The organism is Shewanella sp. BJSY2023SW007 (genome assembly GCF_047314525.1).
GTDB classification, from domain to species: domain Bacteria; phylum Pseudomonadota; class Gammaproteobacteria; order Enterobacterales; family Shewanellaceae; genus Shewanella; species Shewanella chilikensis.
Window position 1 is genome coordinate 1 of record NZ_JBKORL010000108.1, and the last position, 8,898, is coordinate 8,898.

Sequence of the window (8,898 nt, forward strand, 5' to 3'; positions counted from 1 at the left end):
GTTGCATAAAAAAATCCGATGACATGGGGTCATCGGATTTTGATCCTTTCAGTGAGATCGTCAAGCGATCTGTCTTAACTGATCGGCATTACGCCTTGAGGCGCCTTTGTTGGCAAGCGTAAAATTACCAGATTTTCACGCGCTGGGCCGGTTCAATATACATGCCGTCACCTGGCTTCACGTCAAATGTGCTGTAGAACTGCGGCATATTGGACAGTGAACCTATGGCGCGGAACTTGGCCGGTGAATGAGGATCTGTGGCCACTCGGTTGCGCATGGCTTCCTCTTTGATCTTGGCACGCCAGATTTGGGCGAAGCCGAGGAAGAAGCGTTCATCACCGCTCAGACCGTCGATTACCGGAGCCTCTTTGCCCGCCAAGGATTTTTTGTAGGCCTTGTAGGCTATGGTGACACCAGAGAGATCGCCGATGTTTTCACCCAGGGTCAGACTGCCGTTAACGTGCAGGTCGTCAAACACATAGTAGCCGTCGTACTGGGCGATTAGCGCCTTGCCGCGGGCGGCAAACTCTTTCAGATCCTGCTCGGTCCACCAGTCGCGCATATTGCCTTCGCCGTCGAACTTGGCACCCTGATCGTCAAAGCCGTGACCCATCTCATGGCCGATAACCGCACCTATACCACCATAGTTGACGGCATCGTCGGCAGCCATATTAAAGAAAGGTGGCTGCAAGATGGCGGCCGGGAACACGATTTCGTTCATGGTCGGGTTGTAGTAGGCGTTGACGGTTTGTGGCGTCATGTGCCATTCGCCCTTGTCTATGGGGCTGCCCAACTTGGCCAGTTGCTTCTGATGTTCCACTTCACCGGCGCGGATCTCGTTACCGACCAGGTCGTCAGCCTTGATAGTCAGCTTGCTGTAGTCTTCCCACTTGTCGGGATAGCCGATTTTCGGGTTGAACTTGGCCAGTTTTTCCTTGGCGGCGACTTTGGTGTCTGCGCCCATCCACTCCAGTTCATCTATGCTGTCGGCGTAGGCACCGCGCAGGTTTTCCACCAGATGCTCCATCCGCTCCTTGGCTTCAGGGGCGAAGTGGCGCTTGACGTATACTTTACCCACGACTTCACCCAGCAGGCTGTTGACCTTGGCTACACCGCGCTTCCAACGAGGTTCCTGTTCTTGCTGACCGTTGAGTGTCTTGGCGAAGAACTCGAAGTTTTCCTGATCCAGCGGCTCGCTCAGATCTGAGGCGAAGTGGGTCAACAGCTGCCAGCGCATATATGTCTTCCAGGTCGCCAGATCTGTGTCTTTGACTATCTGGTTTAGGCCTTCGATAAAGCTGGGCTGATTGATGATGATATCGGCTTGCTTGTCGGCGCCCAGCGCAGTCAGGTAGGCGTTCCAGTCGATGTCCGGCGCCAATGTTGACAGTTCTTTGACCTCAAATTTGTTGTAGGTCTTGGTGCTGTCACGGCTTTCAACCACATCCCAATGCTTGGCGGCGATGGCGGTTTCCAGCTTCATGATGGCTTCGGCGCTTTGTTGTGGCTCGGCAAAACCGGCCAGGGTGAACATCTTGACGATATGCTCAACAAAGGCCTTGCGGATGTTGACGAAACGCTCACCTTCGTTGAAGTAATAGTCTTTCTCCGGCAGGCTCAGGCCGTATTGCCAGATATGGGTGGCATAGCGGCTGGAGTCCTTGGCATCAACATCTATATAGAAGGCCATGGGCGTGCCGCCACCGAGAATTTGACTCTTGCCGAAGTAGGCCGCCAGTGCTTGCTTGTCTTTGATGGCATCTATGATTGCCAGCTCGCTCTCCAGTGGCTTGATCCCCAACTGGTTGAGCTTATCGCTGTCCATAAAGGAGCGGTAAAGATCGGCCACTTTTTGCTCGTCGCTGCCGGGCTTGAGATCTTTGCTTTGCGCCACTTCTTCAATAATGGCTTTGACATCGTCACGGGATTTTTCCCTGAGATCATAGAAAGCGCCTGTACTGGTGCGATCTGCCGGGATCTCTGTGTTCTTGATCCAGCCGCCGTTGACATAGGTATAGAAGTCATCCTGAGGACGAACAGACTTGTCAAAGTTGGCAAATTCAATTCCTGAGCCCAGAGCTTGGCTGACGGCGGCGGCAGTTGCAGTTTTGGCGACTTCCGGCTGTTTGGCTGTTTCAGCCTGGGTCTCAGCCGTTTTGTCATTACAGGCAGATAGGCCTGCGATGAGTGAGGCACACAATCCCCCAATGAGTACTTTTCTCATGCTGTTTCCTTTTCTTTGTTCTTTGCTGTCCCGCGAGGGGGCATTTTTATCAGATTGGCTGCACACCCGTTTGTTCGGGAAAAACCGCAGTGATGCCTATGTTAAGGCCTGTGTGGGAATGTAAACAAGTCCCGCAGCGATGACAGCGAGCCTCGGCGCCGCGGGAGTTGTAAGCAAAGGTTACAGGCGCTTATTTGAGTGAGCGTTTGACAGTCTTTGCCCTTTAGCCCGTCAGGCTCCATAATGGCGCGCAATTGACACGGCATAAACTCAAGAGGTTGGATAGCCAAGTGCGTTTAGATAAATTTATCTGTGAGTCTACAGAGCTGACCCGTTCCATGGCCAAGAAGGCGCTGCACCGCGGTGAAATCAGTGTCGATGGTGAAATCGTCAAGGACTCCAGCTTCAAGGTGCGTGATGGCATGAGAGTGTGTTTCGATGGTGAACCTATCAGCTTGATAGGCAACAGATATCTGATGTTGCATAAGCCGGTCGATACCATATGCTCAACCGTGGATGAGGTCTATCCTTCGGTTATCAGTCTACTGGAGATAGAAAAGCCCGAGAGCCTGCACATTGCCGGGCGCCTGGATGCCGATACCACGGGCTTGGTGTTGATTACCGACGATGGCCAGTGGTCGCACAAGCTAACCTCTCCCAAGAAGGAATGCGGCAAACGCTACCGGGTGTGGCTGGCCAGCCCAGTTACTGAAGACTTGATCCCACAATTTGCCGCTGGCCTGGCGCTGCACCGGGAAGAGGGGCTGACCCGGCCGGCGCAGTTGCAGCTGATTAGCCCGACCGAAGTCTTGCTGACTATTACCGAAGGTAAATATCATCAGGTGAAACGTATGTTTGCCGCTGTGGGCAATAAAGTGGAAGCCCTGCATCGTGAGTCAATCGGCGCCATAGAGCTGGATAGTGAACTGGAACCCGGTGAGTGGCGTTATCTGACCGAAGCCGAGATAGCCTCGGTAGGCTGAAGAAAAGGCACCAAGGCCAGCCGGAGGCCTTGGTGCGATACCGCTGATTATTGCTGCAGTTTAATCCGGCCACTGATGGTGTTGATACTGACATCGGCCTGGCCGGAACCGCTTTGGAACTGCAGCGATTCAGCCTTGGTGTACTTGGCTTTTTTCGGTGAGTCCTGAGTCAGTTGGTTGTCAATCTTGCCACCTGGGCCACCGCTGATATCAAAGGCGGCATTCGGCAGTTTGGCAAACTTGAGTTCAATATCGCCACTGACGCTATCGACATGGGCATTGCCGGCCAGGCTTTGCATGGCAATACTCAAGTCGCCACTGACGGTTCTGGCCTTGAGTGACTCGGGAGCCTTCAGGGTCAATTGACTCTTGCCCGAGACCTGATCCAGCTCCACTTCAATGGCATCACTCTCGGCGTTCAGTTTGCCACTCACCAGGCGATAACTTACCTTGCCCAGACTCTGTTTATCCTCAATGTCGCCGGAAACAGTTTCCAGATACAGTTCACCCTGGTTGCTCTGGGTGTGGATACTGCCGGATACCGTGGTCAGTTGCAGATTGCCTTTGAGATCCTGGCCCTTGATATCACCACTGACATTGGCCGAGCTGATCTCACCCTCCAATCCTTGCAGGTCATAATCGGCGGAAACGCCTTTAAGCTTCATATTGACTGTGGCGGGCAGAAAGATCTCCAGCTTTGAGCCGTCTTTGTCCCGGCTGTTATAGCTCTTGGGCAGCTTGTCTTCGATAACAAAGCTGCCGCCCTGCTGACCAAACACCAGGCCTTCACTGAGCTCATCCAGCTTGCCCTTGATGGCGACTTCAGCCTTGTCCCAACTGCGGATCTTCACCTCTCCCCGTTGGATCTTGATATTCAATTTGGCTCCGGACTCCAGCGCCGCACTTTGATCGACCTTCTCGGCCGCATGCAATACCGGGCTCAGCAGCAGGGCTGAAGAGAGTAGGGTTAGTGATATCTTGTTCATATGCTGATTCCTTGTTGATCGAGTTGAGTGGGCAGTTGTTCACCCCGGGTGAGCAGTTCTATCTCCCTTTGCTGTACCCAAAGCCAGAGTTGCCAAAGTTGTTGATCGGTCGGGTCTTGTTTTAGTGCCTGGAATATCTGCGTGGCGGCTTCCCTGAGTTCATCTATGCCGCGACTGAGCGGCGTGGTCATGCTGACCTTTTGCCATTGGCCGAAATTGACACTGGCTTCCAGTTGTTTCACCTGTTGTTGGTGTTGATACTGTAACTGCTCCAGCATGGCCAGCATCTGTGGGTCGACGCGGCTTTGGGTTTGCTGCAATCCCTGATAGCCGAGCAGGGATACCAACAGCAGACTGCAGGCGATAGCCAGATTACGCCAGCCGTTGCTGGATTTTGCGGCCTTGGGTGGCTGAGATTGTTCCAGCCTGGCGGCGATTTCAGGCCAGAGGTCACGCTCGGGTGTTTTTTCCCGTGGCAGTTGTTCTATCAGTTGTTCCAATGTTGGCTGCTTGTTCATGACAACATCTCCTGAAGCAAGTTTCTTGCCCTGTGGTACTGCGCCTTGCTGGTGCCGGTACTTGTGCCCATCATGGCGGCTATCTCTTCATGGCTGTAGCCCTCAATGGCAAACAGCACAAACACGACTCTGGCCCGTTCGGGTAACTTGAGGATCTTGCGCTCCAATACAGAGGTTTCCTCCGTGTGGGTTGTGGTTGATTCTTCTGTGTCTGCCTCTGTGGTCACCGGCAGAAATCTGGCCCAGAAGCTGCGCTGTTTTTTCAAACTACTCAATGCCTGATTGACGCTCAGGCTGTGCAGCCAGGTACTGAATTTGCTTTCACCGCGGAATTGGTCCAGCTTCTCCCAGGCTCGGATAAAGCAGTCCTGGGTCATCTCTTCTGCCAGTGGCACCTGGCCGGCCAGGTGCAAACACAATGCATAGACTCTGCCATGGTGCAGGCGGTAGAGCTCGGCGAAGGCAAGCTTGTCCCCCAAACGGGCACGCTGCACCAGCGGGAAGTCCACTTCTTGCTGGTATCTGGTTTCTGTCAGCTGTGGGCTGGCATTCACTGGGCTGTCCTTAATGGTTTGGGCGAGTCATGGTAATTGGATAGTTTGACCCGCTTAAAAGGTTTAAAAAAGAATAAAAAAAATCCCAAAAATTTATCTGGTGGATTAATCAATCTGCTCGATGTTTTCTTTATTTGGTTATTTGCATATCCCTTAAACAAGCTTCACTGAAATCAGTTGTTTGCTTTCCGTTCCCCGGGAGGCCGGGGAGCCCCCAGGAAAGCTATTGTGTTTGGCAACCTGAGCACGACACTAACCTGTGATAAGGGAGTCATTGGGGGAACCTTAGATTTTTATTGGGTTCACTTCTGATTTTTGAATATCGCATGCAATCGCTGTTTGTCGGGTTAAAACCTTCCTTGAATGACAGATGCTTGGCGCTTTCGGTTTTTTTGACTCAGTTAATAGAAAAATTTTTAATTTTTTTTGCACTGTGACAAGGCTAGTGACTGTTTTTAAATAGGTTAATCATTGACAATATAAAATGACATTTTTGTTACCGGATTAACTCAACTGACACTGGGACAGAATTGCGACTATTTTTTTAGAGTGACTCTTTTTATTGAGGTAACACCATGCTTATTCGCCATAAGTTGTTGCTGAGTGCCGCCGTTTCGATCGGCGCCTTGGTATTGATGTTTGCACTGCAGCAATATTCCAGCTCAGTGCAGACAGAACTGTCCATCGCCATCCAGAAAGTGGTTGAACTGGATAAAGAAGTATTAAGCATGCGCAAGAATGAGAAGGATTTTTTTGGCCGCCAGGATCTCAAGTATGTTGAGATACATCAGCAGGAAGCACAGGCTACAGCGCAGTTGATGCAAGAACTGGCACTGATCTTCAAGGAGTATGATCTCCCCGAGGCGCCGATAAACAGCTTTAACCGTGATTTAGCCAACTACCGCCAGTTGTTTACCGAAGTGGTGAAATTGCAGCAGGAGATAGGCCTGGATCCCAAGACTGGTCTTTACGGTGAGTTACGCTCTGCGGTGCATAATGTCGAAAGCTTGGTGGCAGAACATAACGTGCCTGAGCTTATGGTGTTGATGCTGCAGCTGAGGCGTAACGAGAAAGACTTTATGTTGCGGCGGGATCTCAGCTACCTCAATAAGTTTGATAGCAATATTGAACGCTTCAATGAAGCCTTGAGCGCCAGTTTGCTGGACTACAGTGTTCGTAACAATATTGAGCAACTGATGAGCAAGTACCAGCAAAGCTTCAAGAGTTTGGTGGCCAAGGAACAGCAGCTGGGACTCGACGAGTCCAAGGGCATGATGGGGCAGTTGCGAGAAGCGATCTTTGCCACGGAAAGCTCATCTACCAAGCTGAAAGAATTGGCAATAGCCAAGGTGGAAAACGAGCAGCAGCACAGCTTCATGCAGGGGTTGGCATTATTTGGTCTTATTGCGTTGTTGTTGGTGGTCAGTACTGTGATGATTATCCGCAGTATTATGAGGCCGGTTGAGCGTATCACGGATGTCATTTCCCGCATCGAGCTTCAAAAAGATCTGTCGCTGCGCTGTGATGTGGACTCCAACGATGAGCTGGGCATGATAGGACGCCATTTCAACAGTATGGTGGAGAGTTTCCAGAAGCTGATCGAGCAGGTTATCGAATCAGTGGATAGCATGCGCCAGTCCTGTGAAGAGCTGTCCCGCAACGCCATCAGCGCCTCGGAAGGCGTGTCGAAACAGCTCAATGAAACCGATATGGTTGCTACGGCTATCACCGAGATGGGGGCTACCATAGACGAGATTGCCAAGAATACTGAACTGGCCGCAGGTAAGGCAGAACAGACCCACAACAATGCCCAGGAAGGCCAAGTTGAGGTTGAAGATACTATCAATAAGATCCAGTCTTTGGCCCAGCAACTGAACGACTCTGCCAATGTGGTCGCCGAGCTTGAAAAAGACAGTCAAACCATAGGCAGCGTACTGGATGTGATCCGCGGTATCGCCGAACAAACCAATCTGCTGGCACTGAATGCCGCCATTGAGGCGGCCCGTGCCGGCGAGCAGGGCCGAGGCTTTGCCGTGGTGGCCGATGAAGTGCGCAGCTTGGCGATGCGGACTCAAGAGTCGACCGAAGAGATTGCCAGCATCATTCAAACTCTGCAGAGCCGTACCCATTCGATAGTGGATATTATGGAGCAGAGCCAGAAGCAGGGCGGTGAGAGCGCTCAGCAGGCGGCCAGTGCTGGCACCTTGTTGGCGCAGATCAATGCCGATGTCACCAATATCATGGATATGAGCACTCAGATTGCTGCCGCTATTGAAGAGCAGAGTATGGTGGCCGCTGAGGTGAATAAGAACGTGGTGGTGATCCGTGATATTGCCGAGGAGTCGGCTCAGGCGGCAGAAGAGAATGCCACTGCATCCGATGAGGTTCGCCACCGCGCTGATTATCTGCACCAGGCGGTGAGCCAATTCAAAATCTAGTTATCCGGTCACAGATGAAAAACCGCGGCAATGTCCGTAATGCCGATCAGTTAAGACAGATCGCTTGACGATCTCACTGAAAGGATCAAAATCCGATGACCCCATGTCATCGGATTTTTTTATGCAACTTTCAGAAGCTTTGGCGCGTACTCATATCATACCAATTACGTTAATTAACTGACCATTCTTACCCACTGCCTAGAGCATAATTGAATCACCCTCAGCGGCTCTCCAATAAACTTGTTCCATGCGATGGAGCATTGCTCAACAATATCGTCGTAGCCACTAAAGCAGCGATTTGCCAACACATGTTGACGAAGCCATTGCCAGACTTGCTCTACTGGATTGAGTTCAGGTGAATATGGGGGAAGTTTGAGAATACTGAGGTTATCAAAATCATCGGCCAAATCTTGTTGATGCCAGCCCGCGCCGTCCATGATGACCAGAGCATGGCGTCCTGATCCCGTTGCGGCCGAAATCAACTTTAAGTGCTCATGCATATAATCGCTGTTGGCAAAGGGGGCGATTATAGCTTGCGTGGCGCCTGTTGCCGGACAGACTGCACCAAATAAATACGCTGATTCAAACTGTTGCTGCTTTACCACTCGTGGCCTAGTCCCTTTCTCAGCCCAAATACGGGTAGTGGTGTTTTGTTGACCAAATCTGGCTTCATCTTGAAACCAAACATCGATGCGATCGAGTGCGACGTGTCCCGGGGTGTTAAGGATCATTGCCATTGGGAAGTTTTTTAAAAGCCTCTTGCACGGCTTCAGATTGTTTCGGGTGACGTGATCTCGTAGTGATCCAGGAAAAGCCTAATTGATGTAGTAAACGGTAGATATTCGTTTGCTTGAAAGTCACGCCAAATTCAGACTGAATAAAGTGGCCGACGTCCTTGGCCATTAATCTGCCGCCTTGCTCAGATAGACTTTTGAGTAGTACGAATTCTTTCAGGGTTGCTAGCTGAAGAGAGGACAATTTAGCGGGACGTCCCGGATTTGGTTTGTCATCCAGGCCGGATAGTCCCAAGGAGAGATAAGTGGCGACCCACTTATTCACACTGGTTCTGCTGACCTTCAACATACTGGCGATAGAGGTACGGGAATGACCTTCGATAAAGTGAAGCAGGGCGAGATAGCGAATGCGTTTACGTGCGCTTTTCTCGGATTTTGCTAATGAAGCGATGTCGGGATGA

General features: G+C 51.3%; 7 protein-coding genes. 2 read left to right on the forward strand and 5 right to left on the reverse strand.

Translation table 11 applies throughout. The features are described 5' to 3' along the window. Positions 1-124: 124 nt before the first annotated feature. Entirely contained in the window at positions 125-2,224 is a 2,100-nt protein-coding gene (locus tag ACMHXE_RS19415) for a M13 family metallopeptidase (RefSeq protein ID WP_413733124.1), read from the reverse strand. Positions 2,225-2,514: 290 nt separating this feature from the next. Here ACMHXE_RS19415 and rsuA point away from each other — a divergent pair, with 290 nt between their 5' ends. Then, positions 2,515-3,207: a 16S rRNA pseudouridine(516) synthase RsuA gene (rsuA, locus tag ACMHXE_RS19420; protein ID WP_054744570.1), complete on the forward strand. Its 693-nt coding sequence runs from the start codon at positions 2,515-2,517 to the stop codon at positions 3,205-3,207. A gap of 47 nt (positions 3,208-3,254) precedes the next feature. On the opposite strand, the gene ACMHXE_RS19425 is transcribed toward rsuA, so the two are convergent. Genes ACMHXE_RS19425 through ACMHXE_RS19435 form a run of 3 tightly spaced genes read right to left on the reverse strand, consistent with a single transcriptional unit; the run spans position 3,255 to position 5,265 of the window. Next, positions 3,255-4,193: a DUF4097 family beta strand repeat-containing protein gene (locus ACMHXE_RS19425; protein ID WP_101053854.1), complete on the reverse strand. Its 939-nt coding sequence runs from the start codon at positions 4,191-4,193 to the stop codon at positions 3,255-3,257. Further along, positions 4,190-4,711 (reverse strand): hypothetical protein, encoded by a 522-nt coding sequence (locus tag ACMHXE_RS19430; protein ID WP_025009055.1) that lies wholly within the window; start codon positions 4,709-4,711, stop codon positions 4,190-4,192. Before ACMHXE_RS19430 ends, ACMHXE_RS19425 begins: the two co-directional genes overlap by 4 nt. Beyond that, the gene (locus ACMHXE_RS19435) at positions 4,708-5,265 is read right to left on the reverse strand and encodes an RNA polymerase sigma factor (RefSeq protein WP_371873330.1); all 558 of its coding nucleotides are present in this window, start codon (positions 5,263-5,265) and stop codon (positions 4,708-4,710) included. Before ACMHXE_RS19435 ends, ACMHXE_RS19430 begins: the two co-directional genes overlap by 4 nt. A 575-nt stretch (positions 5,266-5,840) precedes the next feature. On the opposite strand from ACMHXE_RS19435, the gene ACMHXE_RS19440 reads away from it, so the two are divergent. Further along, complete coding sequence (locus tag ACMHXE_RS19440) at positions 5,841-7,703, forward strand: methyl-accepting chemotaxis protein (protein WP_413733127.1); 1,863 nt, start codon at positions 5,841-5,843, stop codon at positions 7,701-7,703. A gap of 173 nt (positions 7,704-7,876) precedes the next feature. On the opposite strand, the gene ACMHXE_RS19445 is transcribed toward ACMHXE_RS19440, so the two are convergent. After that, positions 7,877-8,898 (reverse strand): IS630 family transposase gene (locus ACMHXE_RS19445; protein WP_248990082.1). Its coding sequence is split into 2 segments (ribosomal slippage), with 1,024 coding nucleotides annotated over them: positions 7,877-8,453 and positions 8,452-8,898; the frame shifts between segments, so codons are not numbered across the junction. This gene is flagged as partial in the annotation.